This window comes from Ruegeria sp. BE10, assembly GCF_056538905.1.
In genome coordinates, this window is record NZ_JBQFTX010000001.1 from 730412 (window position 1) to 752581 (window position 22170).

Here is a 22170-nt window from a genome sequence, read left to right on the forward strand (position 1 = left end):
TTGCCCCGGGCCAAAGAATTTTCCAAAAGAATAAGGGGTGAACCCCCGCTTGGGAGAGGTATGTGATGTTTCAGTCCTTTGAGGTGACGGCGCGCCCGGAACAGGGGCCACCCCGGTTGGCGGCTCTGCGGGGTGAAATTGCGAACGAAGGGCTGGACGGATTTCTGATCCCGCGCGCAGACGCGCATCAGGGCGAATACGTGGCCGCTCGGGATGAAAGGTTGGCGTGGCTGACAGGGTTCACGGGATCAGCAGGGTTTTGCGCCGTGTTGCCGGAAATAGCGGGCGTGTTTGTCGATGGCCGGTATCGAACCCAGGTCAAGGCGCAGGTCGCCGCCGAATTCACTCCGGTTCCGTGGCCCGAGGTCAACCTGAGCGCCTGGTTGAAGGAACACCTTCCCGATGGCGGCAAGGTAGGTTTTGATCCGTGGCTGCATGCAGCAGGTCAGATCACAAGCGCAAAGAAAGAGCTGACCGACAGCGGCATCGAACTGGTGCGCTGTGACAATCTGGTGGACCGCGTGTGGTCCGACCAGCCCACCGCCCCGATGAACCCGGTCAAGACCCATCCGATTGAGTTTGCAGGTGAAACCGCGGACAGCAAAATCACCCTTCTGGCCGAAGCCCTGCGCGAGGCAAATTGCACAGCTGCAGTAATCACGTTGCCGGATTCGATCATGTGGCTTTTGAACATTCGCGGCTCGGATATCGGGTACAACCCGGTGGCCCATGGCTTTGCTATTCTGCATGCCGGTGGCCGGGTGGATCTGTTCATGGATCAGGAAAAACTGTCCGAGCCGATGACGGATCAGGTTTCCGTCCACGCGCCGGGGGCATTTCTGGACGCCGTTACAGCGCTTGAGGGGAAGATACAGGTCGATTTGGGAACGCTGCCTCAGGCTGTGGCCGATGTATTGCAGGATCGGATGGTGGATGGCGGAGATCCCTGCGCCTTGCCCAAGGCCTGCAAGAATGCGGCCGAGATCGCGGGCAGCGCCGAAGCGCATCTGCGCGATGCAGCGGCGGTTATTGAAACCCTTTGCTGGTTGGATGCGCAGGCTCCGGGTACCCTGACCGAGACGCAGGTGGTGACCCGACTTGAAGAGAACCGGCGCAAGGACAATGCGCTGCAGGATATCTCGTTCGACACGATTGCCGGCACTGGTCCGAACGGCGCGATCATGCATTACCGCGTGACCGAAGAAACCGACAGCCGCCTTGAAGACGGTCATATTCTGGTTCTGGACAGTGGCGGGCAATATCTGGACGGCACCACTGACATCACGCGAACTATCGCCGTCGGTAATGTCGGAGATGAGGAAAAATCCTGCTTTACCCGCGTGTTGAAGGGCATGATTAACCTATCCATGCTGCGCTGGCCTGTCGGGCTGGCCGGGCGTGACATCGAATGTATCGCACGGGCCCCGCTGTGGGCCGCGGGTCAGGATTTCAATCACGGTGTCGGACACGGTGTCGGTGCCTACCTCAGCGTTCACGAAGGCCCCCAGCGCCTGTCCAAAGTCAGCCATGTGCCCTTGCAACCCGGCATGATCCTTTCCAACGAACCGGGCTATTACCGCGAGGGCGCCTTTGGTATCCGCATCGAAAACCTCGTAGTTGTTCAAGAAGCCCCAGCCCTGCCCGGTGGTGACGCGGAACGCGCGATGCTGAACTGGCGGACCCTGACATACGTCCCAATTGACAGAAGGCTAATCGTGACTGACATGTTGACGTCGGCAGAGCGTGACTGGCTGAATACCTATCACTACGACGTTGCGAAAAAACTGCGCTCAAGGCTGGGCGACGACGCGCAACTGTGGTTGGATGCCGCAACTGCGCCGATCTGACACTGACCTGTTACATACACAGAGCAGAAGAGAGGCCGAAAATAAGACGAGGGAAGAAAAATGGTTGAGATCACAATCCGCAAAGCTCCGGGCAAATGGAGCGTTCGTTCCGGTGGTGCCGTACTGGGTGAAAGCACTAGCGCGCTGGAACTGATCGAAGGTGATCTGACTCCGGTGATCTATTTCCCCCGTACCGACATCGCGATGGCCTTTCTGGATAGCACCGACAAGATCACCCACTGCCCGCATAAGGGGGATGCCTCGCATTTCTCGATCGTCAACAAATCCTCGGTGACCGAAAACGCCGCGTGGAGCTATGAAACCCCCGTTCCCGCCATGGCCGAGATCAAGGGCTATGTGGCCTTTTACCCGGTTGAATCGGTGAAGGTAGAGCAGATTTAAGGTTGAAATCCGATGGTAGCAGTCGTTTCAACGCCAGCGTTTGGACGGTTAGGTCTGCGTTCGGACGACCATAAAAACTGTTGCTATCAGCACCTTAACGGCGCATTTCCTCTTGTCTTACAGTCCGTGCAAGTATGACTGTTCGGGCATTCCTTTCCGGACCGAACACGGCGTAGAAGATGCAACCGAGACACCTCGGCTTTCTTCTGAAGCTTGATCAGATTTGAATCACTTGCAATAGTTATGCATTTATTTCGTTTTGAAAGGCATGACTATGAAACTCAATTCATTACTGATCACCGCACTTGGTGCAACCCTGCTCGCAACTTCTGCATTCAGCGAAAGTAAGCCAAACGGTGCAAAAAACGCAGATCCTCAACAGGTTATCGACATTTACCTGGGCAAGACCTGGAACTGGAGCAAAGGAGGTTCTTATTGGGGGTCAGGCGGCAAGTTTCAAGCTGTTTGGGACGACGACCCAAGCGATCCCGCGGTCAGCTATACAGATGGAAAGTGGTACGTAACTTCAAAAGGTACTCTGTGTTACGAGTCCGTTTGGCATTGGACTGGAAAAGACAAAGCAGACGAAGTTCTTAAAAACTGCTGGCGGCATGTGATTGATAAAGACGGGCAGGTGTGGCGCAGCGACCACCGCGACCAGAATGACTTTCATAAACTTGATCCCGACAAGATCGCGAACGGTAACAAAATTAAACCCACCTACAACAAGTACAAGAAGATGGTGAATAGCTAGTACATCCTAAAAATGAGTCTGGGATAAGCTCATCGCAAAAAACCAAGCGTTATTAACGCTGTCGGTAAATGCGCAGCGGCAACAGTTAAAGCAGCCAATTGGTTCTTCCATAGCGTTTAGTTAGACGCCGCTGCTGTTACTTTTTCCGTACGGTTTGCTCTGTGGAGGGTGACACACAGATACCCTAAACCTAAACTCGCTGTTTGTTTTGGGCGAGATAGGTAGGTTTTGAAAACGAAAAGAGTCAGACGTGGCGTCGTAAAAGAGGCACTAAAAACGTGAACGTTGGGTGAAACCTCACGCACCTGTTGCATGCATGTGAACAGCGGCCGATGCACACTGGACATGGACACTATCGGAGGATGCCATGTCGATCACGCGCCGCAGTTTCACTGGTATGCTGGCCGCAGCCGCATTGCCCAACGCACTTTCAGCACAGCAAGACCCCGTGCTTGAGGCCGTGAGGTCCACCTTGTACGGCAGCAGTTCTGAATTCAAACAGGGCATGGCCTTTCTGGTGCAGCGTGGCAACCCGGATGTAGTCCCAGCCCTGCTGACCGGAATGCGTTACGGAGGGCGACGTACCGACGAAATCGCCGAAGTGATGCAGACCCTGACCGGTCAGAACCTTGGCACTGACTGGTTCGATTGGATGTTGTGGCAGGAAAAGAACCCGCAGGTGGTCCCGCACCCTTCGTTGATCCCGTTCAAGCGTGAGGTTCTTCTGGGGATTGACCCGAATTTTGACGACTTCTTGCGCCCAAAATACCTGCAGCGCGACAAGATGATGATCCGGCTAGAGGAAATCACCTGGGGCGGCGTCAGCAAGGACGGCATCCCGTCGCTCGACAATCCGACACTGATCTCGGCCTCAAAAGCCAGCTACATGAAAGACGACGATCTGGTCTTTGGCGTCTCGATCAATGGGGATGAACGCGCCTATCCGCTGCGGATCATGGGATGGCACGAGATGTTCAACGAGGTGATCGGTGGCGTCCCCGTAGCGCTGGCTTATTGCACGCTGTGCGGGTCGGGTATCTTGTTCGAAACACAAGTGGCGGGACGGCGGAAACCGTTTGTCTTTGGATCATCTGGTTTCCTGTACCGGTCCAACAAACTGATGTTTGATCGCGAGACACATTCGCTGTGGAACCAATACACCGGGAAGCCGGTTGTGGGCCCGCTGGTCGGCAGTGGAATCACGCTCCAGCAGCGACCGGTGGTGATCACCACATGGGAAAGCTGGAAGTCCTCACACCCTGGCACGCGCGTCCTGTCTCAGAATACCGGCCATCGACGCAACTATGGCTCCGGCGTGGTCTATCGTGAGTATTTCGCCTCGCCCGAACTGATGTTTCCAGCACTGGTTGACCAATCCGAACATCGGCAGAAAGACTATATCTTTGCTATCCGCCAGTTCGGTGCGGCGCGGGCCTGGCCTTTGGATGCGTTTAGCAAGATGCGCGTGATCAATGACGCGATTGCCAACCGGCCGCTGGTTCTGATCGGCAACCCCGACAAGCGCGCGGTACGGGCGTTTGAACGCGCCTCGCACCGGTTCACCGCGTCCAACGGCGGCCTGGTGGATCAGACCGGACAGAAATGGACCATGACCGAAGAGGCGTTGATCGGACCAGACGGAACTCGCTTGCCGCGTGTGGCTGGACATATCTCTTACTGGTTTGCATGGGACAATTATCTGGGCGACGCGGCAACGGTCTACGACGGTTAGGAATGTTCCTCGGCCGCCGTGGCGGCCAGCGCCCGGTTATAGGCCTTGAGCGCGTCGATATGAAAGAGCGCACCAACCGGGGATTCGTTACCCTCGTCGTCAATCACCACAACCGGGATGCAAGGGATGTCGTCGTGGTCGAAATAGGGCATCGCCGCCTCAAGCGTGGCACTGGCCTGTACGCATAGCCCCTGCTCTATCAACTCCTGCGCCTTCTCTTTTGTGATCGAGCGCGGATCCCCTATCGGGCGCATCACCGCCCCGGTGCGCAACATCGCCAGCAAGTATGCCTGTGGTCCTGCGGCCAGGTGAACATCGCGGCGCTCCAGCTGTGTCAGGAAGAACGACCGGTCCACAAGACGCGAAGCCAATGCTGTGGACATCGACACCGAGACCATCACCGCAATTCCAATCTGCCAGTCTCCGGTCAGTTCAAAAACGATCATCGTGGTGGAAATCGGGGCACCCAGCACTGCGGCGGCGACGGCCCCCATCCCCGCAAAGGCATAGAGCGTATGGGTACCGGACACATCGGGCAGCAGCCCGGTGGCGATCAGTCCAAAGGCCAAACCGGTCAGAGCGCCAACCATCAACGAAGGTGAAAATACACCACCGCCCATGCGCCCCCCCATGGTGATGGCCAAAGCGACTGTTTTTATCACCGCGAACAAGATCGCGACGGTCAGGGTCAGATCGCCAGTCAGGGCACGGATCGTCGTTTCGTACCCAACCCCGATGATATGTGGAAACCAGATGGCCAGCAGACCCAGCATTGCACCGGACACGGCGGGGCGCAGCCATCGTGGCAGTGACAGGCGGTTCTGAATGTGAGTGCCGATGTCCTCGGCAAAGAAGATCGAGCGCATCAACAGCAACGAAACTAGCCCGCAGATCAGCCCAAGGATCAAAAAAGCTGGCAGCTCCACATAGAATTGCAGCGAGCCCGGGGTTTCCAGAACGAACTCGGTCACATCTCCGTATTCCAGCCGATTGATCACTGTACCCGCGACCGAGGCGATAACAATGGGCGCAAATGCATGCACGGCAAAGTGGCGTAGCACCACCTCAAGCGCGAATAATGCCCCAGCGATGGGTGAGTTGAAGCTGGCTGAAACCGCTGCTGCCACAGCGCAGCCCAACAGATCGCGGCCGGTGATGCCATCCGCGTGGATACGGTCACTGACCCAGGTCGAGATCACCCCGGCCATATGCACCACCGGGCCTTCCCGACCAGTTGACCCGCCTGTGCTGAGCGTGATCAACGAGGCAAAGAACGAGGCGATCCCCGCCTTCCCTTCGACCCGGCCATTGGTCAGTGCCGAACCTTCTATCACGTCCGCGACCGAGCGGACGCGCCCGTCATCGGTGAATTTGTGCAGGATGACACCAACAATAAGACCGCCGATAATCGGCGTAATCAGGATCAGGAACCACGGCAATTTCTCAGCATGGCTGTGCAGCAACAGGATATCGTCAGTGTCGTAGACATAGGCCTGCAGCGACCGGATCGCCTTGCGGAACCCAAGGGCCATAAACCCTGCCGCAATCCCAATTGCCAACGCAATGAACCAGAACTGAATTTGGCTAGGCCCACGTCGCAACATAACCCGCCACGCATCCTTCATCGCGGCCAGAGCCTGATTGAGCTGGTTGCGCAGAACGGTGCGGGTCGTTTGGGTCATTGGCACTCGGGGATCAAGGTATATTCCTTAGTAAGCCACGGAGCCCCCTTATAAAAGTAGGATCGCGACGGTTTGAAAACCGGAAAGCGGCAAATTTAACTCAGGCGCCCAACAATGCGCGGGCGGCGGCGCGCGCCTCGTCCGTGATGGTGTCCCCTGCGACCATCCGGGCGATTTCATCCACACGGTCTGGTTCGGCCAGCGGGATAACGGTGGACAATGTCTGCCCGCCAGTTACCTGTTTTTGAACCCGCCAATGATGCGCCGCGCGGGCGGCAACCTGCGGCGAGTGGGTCACGACCAGAACCTGCCCCCCCTGTGCCAAAGACGCCAGACGGCGACCCACCGCATCAGCAGTCGCCCCACCGACACCCCGGTCAATTTCATCAAAGATCATAGTGCGGGCGCTATCGTCGCCGGTCAGACACACCTTGAGCGCCAGCAAAAACCGGCTGAGTTCACCGCCCGAGGCAATCTTGTTCAACGGGCCAGACGGCGCGCCGGGATTGGTGGCAACGGTAAAGGCCACCGCATCCACCCCCTCAGGTCCGGGATCGGCGCCCGTGATTTCGGTTTGAAATACCGCACGCTCCATCTTCAACGGTGCAAGCTCGGTCATCACGGCCGCATCCAATTGCCCGGCCGCCTGTTGGCGCGCGGCGCTAAGTGCGGCGGCGGCGTTGTCATAGGTTTCCTGTGCAGCCCCAACCGCAGCACTCCGATCCGCCAAGTCGGCGTCACCTGCATCCAAACGGGTCAGTCGATCACGCAGCGTGTCGGCAAAAACTACCAATTCGTCAGGCACAACATCATGCTTACGGGCCAACGCTCGGATGGCGAAAAGACGTTCTTCTGCGGCTTCAAGCTCAGTCGGGTTAAAATCCAAAGCTTGAAGGCAGGCCCTCACCCCGTTCTGCGCTTCACCCAATTCGATCAAGGCGCGCCCCAATGCGGCTATCGGGGCCTCAAGCTGCCCGCCCGCATTGTCGGACACGCCTTCCAACCAACGCACCGCGTCAGACATCGCCACCTCGGCCCCATCTGCGCCCAACAGGTCAAAAGCACGGGCAACGTCATCGCGAATGCGTTCAGCCCCTTGCATCATGCGCCGACGGGCATCCAATTCAGCATCCTCACCGGGCTGAGGGTCCAGCTTGTCCAACTCGGCAACGGCGTGGCGCAGAAACTCCTCCTCGGCGCGCATGGCGGCCAGCGTCGCCTCGGTCTCGGCCAAATCCTTACGCGCGCGGGACATATCCATCCACGCCGCGCGCACAGCTGCCAGAAGCCCCTCTGTCCCCGCATAGTCATCCAGCATTGCCCTATGCCCGCGCGGGTTCAGCAACCCGCGATCATCATGCTGGCCGTGCAGTTCGATCAACGTCTCGGACAGGGCGCGCAGTACCTCACCGGAACAGCGCCGGTCATTGACCCAAGCGGTCTTACGCCCCTCGGCTGAATTGACCCGGCGCAGGATCAGTTCCTCACCATCAGGCAAGCCTGCCTCGGCCAGAATCGCATGGGCGGGGTGACCATCTGGCAACTCAAACTCGGCTACAACCTCCCCCTGCGCAGCGCCTTGCCGAACCAATTCAGCCCGCCCTCGCCAGCCCAGCACGAAACCCAGCGAATCCAGCAAGATCGACTTGCCCGCCCCGGTTTCACCGGTCAATGCGTTCAAACCCGGCTGAAACGTCAATTCCAGCCGGTCAATGATCAGCATGTCGCGGATATCAAGGGCGCGCAGCATCGGGTCTTAGCGTCCCACGCCTTTAGCCATGACGATTACAACCACTCACCTTTAATGGTCTGACGGTAGATGGTGCTTAGCCAGTTGTTTCCACGGCTCTTCAATTCCAACCCACGCGAGGTCAGCAATGCATAGCCCGCATCGTACCATTCCGACGATTGATAGTTGTAACCCAAGATTGCACCGGCTGACTGCGCCTCATCCACCAAGCCCAGCGACAGATAGGCTTCTATCAGACGATACAGCGCCTCAGCTGTGTGGGTTGTGGTCTGGAAATCTTCGACCACGACACGGAATCGGTTGATTGCTGCGGTATAGTGATCCTGACGCAGATAATAGCGCCCGATCTCCATTTCCTTACCAGCAAGATGGTCGAAGGCCAGATCGAATTTCAGAACCGCCGACGTGGCATATTCGCTATCAGGATAAACCTCGATCACTGTACGCAATGACTGCAGCGCCTGAAAAGTCAGCCCTTGGTCGCGGCCAACCTCGTCAATCTGGTCATAGTAGCTGAGCGCCAAAAGATACTGCGCATAGGCCGCATCTTCGTCTGTCGGATAAAAGTCGATATAGCGCTGCGCCGCTGCCCGGCTTTCTTCATAGTTCTTGTCCGTGTGGAACGAGAACGCCTGCATGATCAGCGCGCGCTTGGCCCAATCCGAATAGGGATACAAACGCTCAACTTCCGAGAAGTACCACGCCGCATCATCCGAGCGATTCTGCGACAGCTCAAACTCGCCGCGTGTGTAAATCTGTTCTGGCGTAAAGCCTTCCAGGTTCTGATTGCGGTCTGCGCCTTTTCCGCCGCATGCCGTCAAAACTGCTGTCAGAAGAATCGCGCCTGCGAATCTGACTGCCGCTTTGGTGCCAACCATTCCGCCTATCCTCGTCGTATTGCTTATCGGGGCACGCCCCGGATTGGCCTTTGGTCTAGCATAGATAATTCCGGGGCAAAACGCCTTAGTACACTCACTAGCGGAATTGTCGGCAGAGTTGATCCAATCAGGCGACTTCGGGGATTTCGTCCCAAACAAGGCCCTGACCCGGCAGACGCGCGGCCTGTTCGGGGGTACACAGTACCGGACGCACCGCGCCAGGTGTTTCAAACAGCTTGCGCAGCAGCGTGTTGGTCATCGCGTGGCCGGATTTGTCGCCAGTGAAGTGACCCAGAATCGGGCCGCCCGCCAGGTAAAGGTCGCCCAGAGCATCCAGCATCTTGTGACGAACAGCCTCATCCGCATGGCGAAAACCGCCAGGGGTCAGAACTTCGTCACCCTGTACAACGACAGCGTTTTCCAGCGTCCCGCCCAAGGCCAGGCCGTTTTCGCGCATCGCTTCAACGTCTGTGCGGCGGCAGAATGTGCGGCAATCGCTAAGCTCACGCGCGAACGAGCCGTTACGCATGTCCAGCGTTTTGGTCTGATTGCCAATTGCGCCGTCTTCGAAATCGATGTGGAAATCGATGATCAACCCATCCGCAGGCGCGATTGATGCGCTGGCGCCTTCGCGCGTGGCAGTGACGGGCTTGAGAACTTCGAACGCAAGAACAGGGCTGGCCTGACGACGTACACCCTTGGCCATGATACCGCGCACGAAATCAATCGACGACCCATCCATGATCGGAACTTCGGGTCCGTCAATCTCGATCAGCGCGTTATGCACGCCGCATCCGGCGAGTGCGGCCATGATATGTTCGACGGTCGACACCGAAACATTTGCATCGTTCACCAGACGGGTGCAAAGCGGCGTCCGCTCGACCACGTCATAGATCGCGGGGATCAGCGCATTGCCCAGCTCGATATCCGTCCGTTTGAACCAGATGCCGTGACCGGCGGCTGCCGGTTTCAGGACCATCGTCGCAGGCTTGCCGCTGTGCAGCCCGACGCCTGTAAACGTGATCGGAGATTTGAGCGTATGTTGCAAAGTGAACCTCGGTGAGTGGTGTCCGGCCTTTTCGGTCCGTGTTGGACACTCACCTAAGGAAGCAAGCGTCAAGGCTCAACTCACTCTTTGTAACTGAATGAAACATGAATGTAACAGATCGGCAAAAGCCTGCTTACATGCAGTTAAAGCCGTGTATTTCAAAAGAAAAGGGTCGCCAAAAGGCGACCCTAAGTCGTTAATTTGTTACCGTGATCAGTTGGCCTGACGACGCAAGAAGGCGGGGATTTCGATCCGATCCTGATCGGGGTCGGCCTCATCATGCGCAGGTGCCGTAGCGTCAGCTTGGCGCATCGGGGGCTGCTGGCGCACCGGCTGTGCCGGCGTATCGGCGGCGTGGCCGGTCATCCGGTCGATCAGGCGGTTAAAGCCGAACCGGGAACGATCCTGCCCTTCAGCCTGCGGTGCGGGGGCCGGTTGCGGTGCCTGTGGACGCGGCGCCGCATACCCACGTTCAGAGGCCGGGACATTTTGTACAGCGGCCTGCAAACGCTGCAGCGCTTCGGGCGACGGTGTGCCTGCGGAGTGCTGTGGCTGCGGCGCTACAAAGCTTTCCGCCGCGGGTTCAACCGGTTCAGGTGTCGGCTCGAACTCAGCCACACGGGGCTGATAGGCCGGGGGTGGCAGACCGTCATCGTCACGCTCCACCTGCGGCTGCGCCGGTTCCTCGGCGGTTTCGAACAGCGAAGGTTCGCGGTTCACTTCTGGCTGGGGCGCGGGCTCCGCCACTTCGGCCACAGCAGCCGGGGTCTCATCCTGCTGCGCCTCTTCTGCGGAAACGGTGCGAGTCAGCGGCTCGGACATCGAGCGACGCGCAACCGGAACGTCGACGGGCTTTTCGCTGGCGTCGATACCAGTGGCCACAACCGACACACGCATACCGCCTTCCATCACGGTATCCAGGGTCGAACCGACGATGATGTTGGCCTCGGGGTCCACTTCCTCGCGGATGCGGTTGGCCGCTTCGTCCAACTCGAACAGGGTCAGGTCGTGCGAGCCGGTGATGTTGATCAGCACGCCCTTGGCACCCTTGAGGCTAATTTCGTCCAGCAGCGGGTTGGCAATCGCCTTCTCAGCCGCCTGAACCGCGCGATCTTCACCGGTGGCCTCGCCAGTGCCCATCATCGCCTTGCCCATCTCGTCCATCACGGCACGAACATCAGCAAAGTCGAGGTTGATCAGACCCGGACGGACCATCAGGTCAGTCACACCTTTAACGCCCTGATACAGAACGTCATCCGCCATCGAGAATGCCTCGGTGAACGTGGTCTTTTCGTTGGCCAGGCGGAACAGGTTCTGGTTCGGAATGATAATCAGCGTGTCGACAACCTTTTGCAGCGCCTCAACGCCGTCTTCGGCCTGACGCATCCGCTTGGCACCTTCAAACTGGAAGGGTTTTGTGACAACGCCAACAGTGAGAACGCCAAGCTCCCGCGCGGCCTGCGCGATGATCGGCGCCGCACCCGTACCGGTGCCACCGCCCATACCAGCTGTAATAAAGCACATATGTGCGCCAGCCAGATGGTCGACGATCTGCTCGATGCTTTCTTCGGCCGCCGCAGCGCCCACGGTCGGACGGGCCCCTGCCCCCAGACCTTCGGTCACTTTCACGCCCAATTGCACCCGCGCCGAAGACTGGCTTTGCTGCAGCGCCTGCGCATCAGTGTTGGCGACGACAAAATCAACGCCGTCCAGCTGTTTCTCAATCATGTTGTTGACAGCGTTGCCGCCCGCGCCACCAACGCCAAATACTGTAATCCGAGGCTTCAGTTCGTCGTGCCCGGGCATCGAAAGATTCAATGTCATGCTCTGTCCGCCTGTTTTATTGACCCGCCAAAGCGGTGTTTTTCTTACCTATCCGCTTACAATCCTACCGTTCCAAACGGCAAAGGTCACGCCAAAAATCGCCGATTCCCACAAAATATGGAGGAAATAAGGCAGTCGTCAGCGGTATTTTGCATTCATTGCCAGATGTTGCGGATTGAACTCAATCCACCACAAAGCAAGCGGCACACGCGCCGCAGTCAACATGCACGCCACTCGAGGGATTCACTGATTATTAAGATGCGGAAAACTGCTCAGGTCCTGCCGCAGGGCCTCTGACGGGCCTTGTGGATATCTTGCGGGATAAGACCGCTGGCTGCAACCCATTTCTTTAGCTAATTGGGGTACTTGGGCAATTCAAACCGTCTTCGGTAATGCTGCGCACCTCTTGAATTTCGCGTCGGTTGAAGTTGGCAAGTCGCACCAAAAGGCGGCCCTCGTGCTGAAAGGTCCACCAGCACACCGGCACGTCATCCGGGTCATCATCGTACAAAAAGCAGATCTGACCATTGGGTGTAGTGATCTGCCCATAGACACAACCCCGCCCCTCCATCCGCCAGACAGACAGTTTGGGGCTGAGAAATTCCTCGGTCCCCACCAGAAGGCCGCTGGGATAGTCGTAAAACGTAACGGTTTTACCCTGGACAGCAGCCAGAAATGCCTCAGGCGGTATCCGTGTCTGGGCGTGTGCGGCAAGCGGGGTTGCAACGACCAGCGCCGCAACGCCGACCGCTTTACCAATTGTCACGGAACCAGCGCATGGCGCGCTTGAAAGGTCGCGCGGCATAGGTATCGACCGGAATTTCGAAATCCCACCATTCGTCCTGCGGATGCGCAGCGAACAGGCTAAGCCCCACCGCTGACGAAAACCCCGGGCCTGTCGCCGATTGCGGCAGACCGTGAACGCGCAAGGGTCGACCCAAACGCACTCGCTGGCCCAGAATGCGGGTCGCGAGGCCATCCAACCCCATGATCTGACTGCCGCCGCCTGTCAAAACGATCTGCTGGCTGGGCATATGTTCGAACCCGGCTGCATCCAGACGCACGCGCACTTCTTCCAGAATCTCTTCGACACGCGGGCGCATGATACCGATCAACTCGGCCCGACTGACGGTGCGGCGGTCGTGTTCCCAATCACCGGTATCACCACCAATATCGATCAGGTCGCGATCATCCGCTCCGGTTGCGTGAACGCCACCGTTGAAGGTCTTGATCCGTTCTGCCACGGCGGCCGGTACGCCCAAGCCCATTGAAATATCGGCCGTCACATGATCGCCGCCCATACGCACGCAGTCCGCATAGATCATGTGTTTTTTCATGAAGATCGACACGCTGGTCGTACCGCCACCCATATCGATACAGGCGGCCCCCAATTCCTGCTCATCCTCGACTAGGGCCGAAACGCCAGACACGTAGGCCGAGTTCGCGATCCCTGCTAGTTCCAGATCGCAGCGTTTGATGCAGCGCACGATGTTCTGGATCGCGACGGCATCGACGGTCAGCATGTGCATGTCGACCGCAAGGCTTTGACCCATCTGCCCGCGCGGATCGATCAGCCCCGAGCGGTTATCCAAGGCAAAATTCACCGGCTGGGCATGCAACACTTCGCGCCCTGCCCCGTAATCGGGCACGTCGCAAGCGTTCAAAACACGGCCAACCTCGGCCTCGGACACAACCTGACCTTCCAGATCAACCTGAGCGTCCAGACCATAAGAACGCGGGTTTGCGCCCGAGAAACAGGCGATTACGTGATCCACCCGGATATCAGCCATCTTCTGCGCCGCCTGCAACGCGGTACGGATGGCGCGTTCGGTTTCCTGCATGGCAGTGACTTCACCAAACTGCACACCACGCGACCGCGTGGTCGCAGCGCCAATCACCCGAAATCCGGTCTGACCGGCCAGGGACCCGATGCTGTTATCTTCGCTCAAGCGGTTTGCGCCATCGAAGCGCAGCACAAGGCAGGCAATCTTGGAACTGCCGACATCCAGAATGGCGACAACACCGCGTTGCATCGCCTGCCTGCGCATCTGCCGCATGGCCCGTTGGGACTGATAAAGATCGGTCATCATGTTCGTTACTGCCCGTTACCCACTGTCACTTTTGTATTCCACCAGTCTTCGCTGGCAGCTTTGGTCATCCTTATTGTCGGGCGCTGCCCAAGCCGCATGTCCACCACGGCCACGTCACGCTCCAACAGGTCCTGCACCTCATTCACGGCAAGCACACGTTCCAGCGCACGCACGGGGCGTTCAGTTGGCAACATGATGCGTTGGCCGCGATCCAGAACTAGATCCCAACGTCGCTCGCCAATCCGCACCAGACCGCGAACCCGGCCACCCAAGCTGCGGGCAGTGGTCACCAGTTGCAACGCCTCGGCCACATGGGCATCCGCACCCTTGCCTGCGATCAGCGGCAGGTTGGTGTGTTCCTTACGCGAAGCGATGCGTTCCACATGCGCGCCGGTTTCATCCAACAGTTCGATCCCGCGGCGCGTGCGCCAGACGATGACGGGCTGACGCTCTTCAACATCCACTTGCAAAATACCACCGGGGCGTACCCGGACCGAGGCGGATTTGACCGGGTCCAGCCCGGTGATCGTGTCGCGGATTTGTTCGACATCCAGATCCCAGGAGCTTATCGGGAAATCCAACGGCACCACTTCGCGGATGTCTTCAGACAGATTGGTGCCCGCACCATCAATCGCCATCAGATTGACCATGAATTCAGGCCGCTGCTGGATCGAGGTCTTGATGTCGGCCACATAGGCCACCACAGTCTCGCGCCGCTCGGCCGAGCCGAAATAGATACCGGCCGCAGCGCAAAGCGCGAATATGGGTAAGCCAACCCGCAAACCCCGACGCACACCCGGCGTCAGCATCCAACGCTGCAATCGGTAATTCAGCCGCGACGGCGCCGGATCAAACCGTTGCGATTTGCGACCGAACAGCTTGACCCCACTCAGCCGCAGCTTTGGCTCCGCCTCGGACCGCGCGCCCGAGCCAAAATCCGCATCCGGTCCGGCCAGCGGCTTTGATCGGTGGATTACCGGCGCACGAGTGGCCCTTAGCGGTCGCATGAGGCGTCCTCCACCATCCACGCGCAAAGCTGGCCAAAGCTCATGCCGAAATGCTCGGCCTGTTCTGGCACAAGCGACGTTGGCGTCATGCCGGGCTGCGTGTTGGTTTCCAGCAGGAACAGCCCGTCAGCCCCCATGCCGTCATCCCAACGAAAGTCAGTGCGGCTTACCCCCTTGCACCCCAACGCATCATGGGCGCGCAATGCGTAATCCAGACAACGGTCAAAAATGTCCTGCGGGATTTCGGCTGGCAGCACATGCCAAGACCCGCCCGGCTTGTATTTGGCGTCATAGTCGTACCAACCGCCATCGGTCATGATCTCGGTCACGGTCAGGGCGCGGTCGCCCATCACGGTCACCGTCAATTCGCGACCCGCGATGTATTTCTCAACCATCACGAATTCCGGCATATCCTCAGACAGCTGCGGAGGGCCGTTCGATCCTTCATGCACGATATAAATGCCGACGCTGGAGCCTTCGTTATTTGGCTTGGCGACATAAGGAGGTTCCATCACATGAACCTCGATCACCTCGACCTTGGGCACGATCACGCTGGGTACTACGGGCAGACCTACGGCCTGATACACCTCTTTGCTGCGTTGCTTGTCCATCGCCAGCGCCGAAGCCAGCACGCCGGAATGCGTGTACGGAATCCGCATCCACTCCAGCAGACCCTGCACGCAACCATCCTCACCCCAGCGGCCATGCAGGGCGTTGAAAACCACATCTGGTTTGATGTCTAAAAGGCGCGCGTAAAGGTCGGGACCTGCGTCCAGCTCTACTACTTCAAAGCCTTCTCCCCGCAGGGCGGCTGCGCATTCGCGCCCAGAGCTGAGAGACACCTCGCGTTCCGCCGAGGGGCCACCCATCAATACCGCCACTTTGGGGCTTGTCCTGCTCGACTTACCCACTTAGCGCCTCAATGTCCCAGGACCTTATGTAGTGGTCCGTACTGCGTTATGCCTTTGATCCGTCGCCTGAATTTGCCTGTTATGGTCTGACGGTTGGGGCTTTATTCTTTCAGCGGATCACCGACCCGCATGATTTCCCACTCTAGCGTGATGCCGCTTGTTTCGTAAACCTTTTTTCGCACCTCTTCGCCCAGGCCTTCGAGGTCGGCAGCGGTAGCGGTGCCGGTATTGATCAGGAAGTTCGAGTGCTTGGGGCTCATTTGCGCCCCGCCCCGCGATGCCCCGCGCATACCGGCATCGTCGATGACTTTCCAGGCCTTGAGGTCATGCACGTCATCAGCGCGACCCGTGGACGAAAAGCCCGCCGGGTTGCGAAAGGTCGAACCGGCACTGCGGTCTTTGGTGGGTTGGGTCTCGTCGCGCTTTTGCAATTGTGCCGCCATGCGGGTGTGCAATTCCTCGGGATCACCAGCCGGACCTTCGAAGGTAGCGGAAACCAATACCGCCCCGTCGGGCAGATCGGACTGACGGTAACGAAAGTTCAGATCCTCTGGGCTCAGGTCCAGAACCTCACCCTGTCGCGTGACGATGGTGGCCTTGCGCAGCACATCCGCTGTGTAGCTGCCATAGCATCCCGCATTCATCCGCACAGCCCCCCCGATCGAGCCGGGAATGGTGCGCAGAAACGTCAGGTCCACACCCGCATCCGCCGCCTTGCGCGCCACATGCGCATCCAGCGCTGCCGCGCCAGCAGTGACGGTGTTGTCATCGACCGAAATACCGTTGAACCCGCGCCCAAGCCGGATCACCACCGCGCGCAACCCGCCATCCCGAACAATCAGGTTCGAACCGACACCCATTGGGAAGACGGGAACCTCAGCTGGCAAGTCGCGCAGGAAGTGCTGAAGGTCTTCGATATCTGCAGGCTGGAATAAATAGTCCGCAGGCCCACCGACCCGAAGCCAGGTTAAATCATTCAAAGGTCGGTTTTCAGTGAGTTTGCCGCGCGGCGCAGGAAGTGTTTGAACCATGGCGCTCTGGTAGTTCGATTCTGTTCGCTTGTCATCTATCTGGACTAAGTTTTGCATACGCTTTGACCGCTGTCGGCTACGCAAACCTGTACTGAATCCCAAAACCAACCCGGTTCCCAAAGGAAAGGCTGTGAACATAACGAAAAGATTATAGAAGTCTTCGGCCCGCCACCACATCGGCTCTAGCAATCCTACGTTGTCCGAAGCCAGAAACCCATAGGCACTGGACAAAACAAGAAACAACAAAAGATAGACGGGCCCACGAAAACGACCCCGTTTAACAAGATTGTGGGATACCAGCCCGGACAAAAATACCGGAAGCGCCATCGCCAACACGACAGCGGCTACTACTTCAATTATCTCCAATCCGTGTCCTCATCTGAAGGTTTGGTCAAAATGGTTCAGCTGTCCTCAACCAAGCGTTTCTTTGGAGCACAGCATTTTACCCTCTTGGGTTATTACACGGGCGCAATACTGGCATCAGACCTCAACTTCCTGAGCAAAATCCGGTGCAATCCACTAGTCAAAATTCCAAGGGTAAGACCTGGCACGAATTGGACGATCACGCTCGAGGTATAAGCGACTGTAAATAGCACAACGAACCCCTCGGCGCTCTGACTGGCGTACGCGCTAACTGGGGTCCAATACCACACGGCAAACGAAACAAACAAAAAAATAAGAAGATAGATCGGTCCTCTGAACTTCCCTTTAATAATAAGAATGTGTGAGGCTATCCAAATCAAAAACAGGGGCAGAAAGAATGCGAGAGTGTAAAAGACGTATTCGACCATGTCAGTGTCCAACAAGCCGTCGCACCCAACGCCCCAGATAAATCACCGGCCAGCGCAGCACCGACATGCCTGCTGCCATTACAATCAACCCGATCCACGGTCCGTTCTGAAGCGTCACGTATCCCAAAATCGGAATCCCCACCGCAATCAGGATATAGGCGCGGGTCCAGTGATTGTCTTTGCTGGGGATCATCGCCAGCACATTTGCGGCAATTCCCCAAAGCGCGGCAAGGGCGATGGACAAGTTCATTTCTGAACCTCCGCACCGGTCCAACGGCGCCAGTAAAACCGGATGGGATTGCGGAACATGGATACAAAGGCAGCGCTAGCCAACAGCCCAAATACCCAGCCATAGTCATGGCCCAGCCAGACAATCAGAGCAGGCGCCAAGACGAATAACACAACTCCAGGCGGGAATTGCAGACGCATCGGCAACATGGCCACAATTGTCGAGGCCACGACCCACAAGGCTGCAAACATTACCGAATATGCCATATGCCCCTCCGAGGACATCCCGTCTGCGATTGCGACGTCACACTTTATAGTTGCAATAGGCGAGAGTCCATTGCCTCAGACCGCCTGTTTTTGCTGCAATCGAGCGGGCAATCCGTTGGCCCAAGCACTGATCGTACCAGCCCCCAGGCAGACGACCATATCTCCCGGACGCGCCTGTTCGCGAACCAGACGTTCAAGATCGCCTTCGTCCAGCAATGCGCGGGCGTGTCGATGGCCGTGGCGGATCAGGCCCTGCACAAGATCATCGCGGGATGCACCCTTGATCGGGTCCTCTCCGGCGGCAAATATGTCAGCGATGGCAACGACATCAGCGTCGTTGAAACACGTGCAGAAATCATCAAACAGGTTGGACAGGCGGGAATACCGGTGCGGCTGATGCACGGCGATGACCCGTCCCTCGGTCGCCTGACGGGCAGCTTTCAGCACAGCAGCAATTTCCACAGGGTGATGGCCGTAATCGTCAATGATGGTGACCCCATCAACCTCACCCACCTTGGTAAAGCGGCGGTTCACGCCACCGAAATTGGCCAGCGCATCACGAATTTCCGAGGTCTTCATGCCCAGGTGCCGGGCCACTGCCGCCGCAGACAAGGCGTTTGAGACGTTGTGATCACCGGGCATCGGCAAGGTACAGCCTTCGATCACCGTATCTTCGAATTGCAGGTGGATGTCGAAATGCGCGATGCCGCCTTTGTAAGTCAGGTTTACTGCACGTACATCGGCCTGCGCATTGAAACCATAGGTCCGCACGCGCCGGTCAGTGATGCGGCCAACCAGCGTCTGCACCTCGGCATGATCGGTGCAGCACACGGCCAGACCGTAGAAAGGCAAGTTCGACACGAACTCGTAGAAACCGTCGCGCAATTTGTCGAAGTCGCCCCAGTGTTCCATATGCTCGGGGTCGATATTAGTAACAATGGCAATGGTCGCAGGTAGACGATTGAACGAGCCGTCGGATTCGTCGGCCTCGACCACCATCCATTCGCCCTGTCCCATCCGCGCGTTGGAGCCATAGGCGTGGATGATCCCACCATTGATCACCGTCGGGTCGAAATCACCGGCCACCATCAACTCGGCCATCATGGTGGTGGTGGTTGTTTTGCCGTGGGTTCCGGCAATCGCGATGTTGGACTTCAGGCGCATCAATTCGGCCAGCATGTCGGCCCGGCGTACAACCGGCAGTCCGCGCGCGCGGGCGCCATCCAATTCCGGGTTGCCCGGTTTGATCGCGGTCGACACCACTACTACGGCGGCGTTTTCCAGGTTCTCGGCGCGTTGGCCGACAAAAATCTCGCCCCCCAAGCTGGCCAGACGGTCAGTGATTTTCGAGGCCTTCAGGTCCGACCCCTGCACCCGGTAGCCAAGGTTCAGCAGCACCTCGGCAATGCCCGACATCCCGATCCCGCCGATCCCTACGAAATGGATCGGCCCTACATCTTGCGGCAGTTTGGTTGCAGGATTCATGCGGTCTCCTTCTACGCCAGTTGCTCGACAAGGGCCGTCAGACGCTCGGTTGCGTCCGGAGCTCCGGTCGAAAGGGCGGCATGGGCCATTTTTTGCGCGGCTTCAGGGTTAGTCAGAACTGCGGTGATTTGCTCGGTCAGCGAGGAAACGTCAAGGGCGATTTCAGGAATCATGATCGCCCCACCCGCCTGTACCAGCCCGCGTGCATTGGCGGTCTGGTGGTCGCCAGCGGCAGCCGCAAACGGGATCAGGATCGAGGGTCGCCCGATGACCGAAATATCGGCAACGCTTGACGCCCCCGAACGCGAGATAACCAATTGTGCATCAGACATGCGGCGGGGAACGTCGTGAAAAAACGGTTTGACCTCGGCACGGATGCCATGGTCGGCGTAGAACGCCGTGACCCGTTCGCCATCTTCGTCACGTGCCTGATGGGCAACGCGGATATGGCCGCGCAGCAATTCGGGCAAAGCTGCAATCGCGCCGGGCACCACATCGCTGAGGATGCGCGCGCCCTGCGATCCCCCCATCACCAGGATCGACATCGGGTAATCTCCGGGCGGAATGTAACCCGCCGCCGCGCGTTCAAGAACGGCGGCCCGAACCGGATTGCCAGTATGGATGCCCTTTGCCCCCTCGGGCAGGTCCGTGGGCCAAATACCGCAAGCTACCTGAGACACGCGGGTCGCAAACAGCTGGTTTACCCGTCCCAGAATACCGTTCTGTTCATGGATCATGCGCGGGATTTTCAACATCGTCGCCGCGCCCAGCGCCGGGATCGAAGGATAACCGCCAAATCCCACAACCACATCCGGCCGGTCGCGCATCATCTGCAATGACATGCTGGTCACGCCACCCGCAATCTTGGGTCCGACCAGCGCCTTTGCGGCCAAACCACCACGCGCGAAAGTGGCCGAGGACGCCTCGACAATTTCGGTGGAGTGCGGGAAGCCACTGGTATACCGTGCGCCGCGCGTATCGGTAGACAGGCGCACGCGCCAACCTTTTTGCAGCATCGCCTCGGCCAGCGCTTGTGCAGGGAACATGTGGCCCCCGGTGCCGCCAGCTGCAATCAGAAGGTAGGGTTTGTTCATTAACCTCGTCCGCGCAGAATATCGCCAAGCTCGCCCTGTGGGCGGGTGCGGGTGAAGGCTAACAACATGCCAACCGCGATGCCGCCCGCAATCAGGGATGAACCACCATAACTGACAAACGGCAGCGTCATGCCCTTGGCGGGCAACAGCCGCACCGCAACGCCCATATTGATCATCGCCTGCACGCCGAACATGCAGGCCAGACCGGTGCCTGCCAGACGGATGAACATGTCCCGCTCGCGCATCAACCGCAGCAGCGAGCGCACAACGATGATCGAATAGAGCGCGATGATGATCAGCACCAGGATCAGGCCGTATTCCTCAGCCGCGACAGCGATGATAAAATCGGTATGCGCATCGGGCAGCGACCATTTCACCTGCCCCTCGCCCACGCCAACACCGAACAATCCACCTTCGCGAATGGCGTTGGTGGCATAGCCCAGCTGCGTGGTCGGATCGACCTCTTGGTTCAGGAACCCGTCGATGCGGCGGGCAAAGTGTTCCGAGTTCGAATAGGCCAGCATACCGCCCAGCACGACCGCCCCGGCCATACCCAGCAAAAGCAGCATAGGTGCCCCTGCCACAAAATACATCACGCCCCAGCCAAACAGGATCAGACAGGCTTGACCGAAATCAGGTTGCAACACCAGCATGCCAACGATGGCCATGCACAGCGCAAAGGACCACAACCGCCCCGGAGGACCGTTGATTTCCTGCGACGCGGCCAGCAACCATGCGGCCACGACAATAAAGCCGGGCTTTAGAAACTCGGATGGCTGCATCGAGGCAAAGCCCAGCGAATACCAACGCACCGCCCCCTTGCCGAAATCGGTGCCAAAGACCGGCAGAAACGCCAGCGCCACAAACGACGCAAGAAAGCCCAGCACTGCCAGACGCCGCACCAGTGTCGGGGACATCATCGAGGTCAGCAGCATCGCAACCAGGGCCAGCCCGCCAAAGATCGCCTGCCGTTCGACATAGTGGAACGGGTCAAATCCGTTGCGCCCGGCCAACGGCGGCGACGAGGCCAGCCCCAGCAACAGCCCAATGACAAACAGGATCAGCACACAGGACATGGTCCAGCGATCAATCGTCCGCCACCACTTTGGTAGAATCGGTTCTCCGCGCTGGTCCTGGACCGCGCCATACACCATCTCAGTCATGAGATACCGCCACTTACTGCCTCGTTCATGTCCCTTTTTCGGGATCTGATTGAGAGTCTACAGACATTTTTGCGTTTGGGCTAGCGGAATGAGCGGATATGCGGAAAACGGCCCGTCAGTGGCGGTGACCTCAGCAATTGGACAAACGGCCCCAATCCCATCGCGGTGTCAAATGGGCTGAATAAT

19 protein-coding genes are annotated in these 22170 nt (G+C 58.3%); 4 read left to right on the forward strand and 15 right to left on the reverse strand.

All coding sequences use genetic code 11. The features are described 5' to 3' along the window. Positions 1-65 precede the first annotated feature (65 nt). From ACR0M2_RS03635 to ACR0M2_RS03650, 4 genes are all read left to right on the forward strand, one after another. The gene (locus ACR0M2_RS03635) at positions 66-1847 is read left to right on the forward strand and encodes an aminopeptidase P family protein (protein WP_480704058.1); all 1782 of its coding nucleotides are present in this window, start codon (positions 66-68) and stop codon (positions 1845-1847) included. Between the two features lie 60 nt (positions 1848-1907). Next, positions 1908-2249 carry a DUF427 domain-containing protein gene (locus ACR0M2_RS03640; protein WP_170374555.1) on the forward strand — a complete coding sequence of 114 codons (342 nt, stop codon included), beginning with the start codon at positions 1908-1910 and terminating at the stop codon, positions 2247-2249. Between the two features lie 274 nt (positions 2250-2523). Continuing rightward, positions 2524-3003 carry a DUF995 domain-containing protein gene (locus ACR0M2_RS03645; RefSeq protein ID WP_170395672.1) on the forward strand — a complete coding sequence of 160 codons (480 nt, stop codon included), beginning with the start codon at positions 2524-2526 and terminating at the stop codon, positions 3001-3003. A gap of 367 nt (positions 3004-3370) precedes the next feature. Further along, on the forward strand, positions 3371-4735 hold the full coding sequence (locus ACR0M2_RS03650; RefSeq protein ID WP_480704059.1) for a DUF3179 domain-containing protein: 1365 nt from the start codon (positions 3371-3373) through the stop codon (positions 4733-4735). Here the strand turns inward: ACR0M2_RS03650 and ACR0M2_RS03655 are convergent. The 15 genes from ACR0M2_RS03655 to ftsW form a co-directional block, all read right to left on the reverse strand. Further along, entirely contained in the window at positions 4732-6417 is a 1686-nt protein-coding gene (locus ACR0M2_RS03655; protein WP_170409149.1) for a chloride channel protein, read from the reverse strand. The genes ACR0M2_RS03650 and ACR0M2_RS03655 overlap by 4 nt on opposite strands. Positions 6418-6517: 100 nt before the next feature. Continuing rightward, positions 6518-8167, reverse strand: a complete 1650-nt coding sequence (gene recN / locus ACR0M2_RS03660; RefSeq protein ID WP_480704060.1) for a DNA repair protein RecN — start codon at positions 8165-8167, stop codon at positions 6518-6520. A gap of 35 nt (positions 8168-8202) precedes the next feature. Next, on the reverse strand, positions 8203-9045 hold the full coding sequence (locus ACR0M2_RS03665) for an outer membrane protein assembly factor BamD (RefSeq protein ID WP_170360251.1): 843 nt from the start codon (positions 9043-9045) through the stop codon (positions 8203-8205). 127 nt (positions 9046-9172) lie between these two features. Further along, positions 9173-10093: a UDP-3-O-acyl-N-acetylglucosamine deacetylase gene (lpxC, locus tag ACR0M2_RS03670; protein ID WP_170348052.1), complete on the reverse strand. Its 921-nt coding sequence runs from the start codon at positions 10091-10093 to the stop codon at positions 9173-9175. 213 nt (positions 10094-10306) lie between these two features. Further along, positions 10307-11917 carry a cell division protein FtsZ gene (ftsZ, locus tag ACR0M2_RS03675; protein WP_170395664.1) on the reverse strand — a complete coding sequence of 537 codons (1611 nt, stop codon included), beginning with the start codon at positions 11915-11917 and terminating at the stop codon, positions 10307-10309. Between the two features lie 349 nt (positions 11918-12266). Continuing rightward, positions 12267-12683, reverse strand: a complete 417-nt coding sequence (locus ACR0M2_RS03680; protein ID WP_480704061.1) for a hypothetical protein — start codon at positions 12681-12683, stop codon at positions 12267-12269. Continuing rightward, positions 12670-14004, reverse strand: a complete 1335-nt coding sequence (gene ftsA, locus ACR0M2_RS03685; RefSeq protein WP_170360645.1) for a cell division protein FtsA — start codon at positions 14002-14004, stop codon at positions 12670-12672. Before ftsA ends, ACR0M2_RS03680 begins: the two co-directional genes overlap by 14 nt. Positions 14005-14012: 8 nt before the next feature. After that, positions 14013-15014, reverse strand: a complete 1002-nt coding sequence (locus tag ACR0M2_RS03690; protein WP_480704062.1) for a cell division protein FtsQ/DivIB — start codon at positions 15012-15014, stop codon at positions 14013-14015. After that, on the reverse strand, positions 15002-15925 hold the full coding sequence (locus ACR0M2_RS03695; protein ID WP_480704063.1) for a D-alanine--D-alanine ligase: 924 nt from the start codon (positions 15923-15925) through the stop codon (positions 15002-15004). The genes ACR0M2_RS03690 and ACR0M2_RS03695 overlap by 13 nt, the downstream gene beginning before the upstream one ends. Before the next feature lie 101 nt (positions 15926-16026). Then, positions 16027-16956, reverse strand: coding sequence for a UDP-N-acetylmuramate dehydrogenase (gene murB, locus ACR0M2_RS03700; RefSeq protein WP_170548059.1), 930 nt, complete (start codon positions 16954-16956; stop codon positions 16027-16029). Between the two features lie 792 nt (positions 16957-17748). Next, positions 17749-17997: a DUF2484 family protein gene (locus ACR0M2_RS03705; RefSeq protein WP_170348045.1), complete on the reverse strand. Its 249-nt coding sequence runs from the start codon at positions 17995-17997 to the stop codon at positions 17749-17751. Then, entirely contained in the window at positions 17994-18242 is a 249-nt protein-coding gene (locus ACR0M2_RS03710) for a DUF2484 family protein (RefSeq protein ID WP_480704064.1), read from the reverse strand. The genes ACR0M2_RS03705 and ACR0M2_RS03710 overlap by 4 nt, the downstream gene beginning before the upstream one ends. Before the next feature lie 75 nt (positions 18243-18317). Then, positions 18318-19727 (reverse strand): UDP-N-acetylmuramate--L-alanine ligase, encoded by a 1410-nt coding sequence (gene murC, locus ACR0M2_RS03715; RefSeq protein WP_480704065.1) that lies wholly within the window; start codon positions 19725-19727, stop codon positions 18318-18320. A gap of 11 nt (positions 19728-19738) precedes the next feature. Further along, on the reverse strand, positions 19739-20821 hold the full coding sequence (locus ACR0M2_RS03720; RefSeq protein WP_480704066.1) for a UDP-N-acetylglucosamine--N-acetylmuramyl-(pentapeptide) pyrophosphoryl-undecaprenol N-acetylglucosamine transferase: 1083 nt from the start codon (positions 20819-20821) through the stop codon (positions 19739-19741). After that, a complete protein-coding gene (gene ftsW, locus ACR0M2_RS03725; RefSeq protein WP_170348041.1) occupies positions 20821-21984 on the reverse strand; it encodes a putative lipid II flippase FtsW in 1164 nt (387 codons plus the stop codon). The genes ACR0M2_RS03720 and ftsW overlap by 1 nt, the downstream gene beginning before the upstream one ends. Between the last annotated feature and the right edge of the window lie 186 nt (positions 21985-22170).

Excerpts from the sequence above, each read along its gene's own strand:
- ftsZ (WP_170395664.1), bottom strand. The coding sequence starts at position 11,917 with ATGACATTGAATCTTTCGATGCCCGGGCACGACGAACTGAAGCCTCGG.
- ACR0M2_RS03710 (WP_480704064.1), bottom strand. The coding sequence starts at position 18,242 with ATGGCATATTCGGTAATGTTTGCAGCCTTGTGGGTCGTGGCCTCGACA.
- murC (WP_480704065.1), bottom strand. The coding sequence starts at position 19,727 with ATGAATCCTGCAACCAAACTGCCGCAAGATGTAGGGCCGATCCATTTC.
- ACR0M2_RS03640 (WP_170374555.1), top strand. The coding sequence starts at position 1,908 with ATGGTTGAGATCACAATCCGCAAAGCTCCGGGCAAATGGAGCGTTCGT.
- ACR0M2_RS03690 (WP_480704062.1), bottom strand. The coding sequence starts at position 15,014 with ATGCGACCGCTAAGGGCCACTCGTGCGCCGGTAATCCACCGATCAAAG.
- murB (WP_170548059.1), bottom strand. The coding sequence starts at position 16,956 with ATGGTTCAAACACTTCCTGCGCCGCGCGGCAAACTCACTGAAAACCGA.
- ftsW (WP_170348041.1), bottom strand. The coding sequence starts at position 21,984 with ATGACTGAGATGGTGTATGGCGCGGTCCAGGACCAGCGCGGAGAACCG.
- ACR0M2_RS03645 (WP_170395672.1), top strand. The coding sequence starts at position 2,524 with ATGAAACTCAATTCATTACTGATCACCGCACTTGGTGCAACCCTGCTC.
- ACR0M2_RS03705 (WP_170348045.1), bottom strand. The coding sequence starts at position 17,997 with ATGAACTTGTCCATCGCCCTTGCCGCGCTTTGGGGAATTGCCGCAAAT.
- ACR0M2_RS03635 (WP_480704058.1), top strand. The coding sequence starts at position 66 with ATGTTTCAGTCCTTTGAGGTGACGGCGCGCCCGGAACAGGGGCCACCC.
- ACR0M2_RS03655 (WP_170409149.1), bottom strand. The coding sequence starts at position 6,417 with ATGACCCAAACGACCCGCACCGTTCTGCGCAACCAGCTCAATCAGGCT.
- ftsA (WP_170360645.1), bottom strand. The coding sequence starts at position 14,004 with ATGACCGATCTTTATCAGTCCCAACGGGCCATGCGGCAGATGCGCAGG.
- ACR0M2_RS03720 (WP_480704066.1), bottom strand. The coding sequence starts at position 20,821 with ATGAACAAACCCTACCTTCTGATTGCAGCTGGCGGCACCGGGGGCCAC.
- recN (WP_480704060.1), bottom strand. The coding sequence starts at position 8,167 with ATGCTGCGCGCCCTTGATATCCGCGACATGCTGATCATTGACCGGCTG.
- ACR0M2_RS03650 (WP_480704059.1), top strand. The coding sequence starts at position 3,371 with ATGTCGATCACGCGCCGCAGTTTCACTGGTATGCTGGCCGCAGCCGCA.
- ACR0M2_RS03665 (WP_170360251.1), bottom strand. The coding sequence starts at position 9,045 with ATGGTTGGCACCAAAGCGGCAGTCAGATTCGCAGGCGCGATTCTTCTG.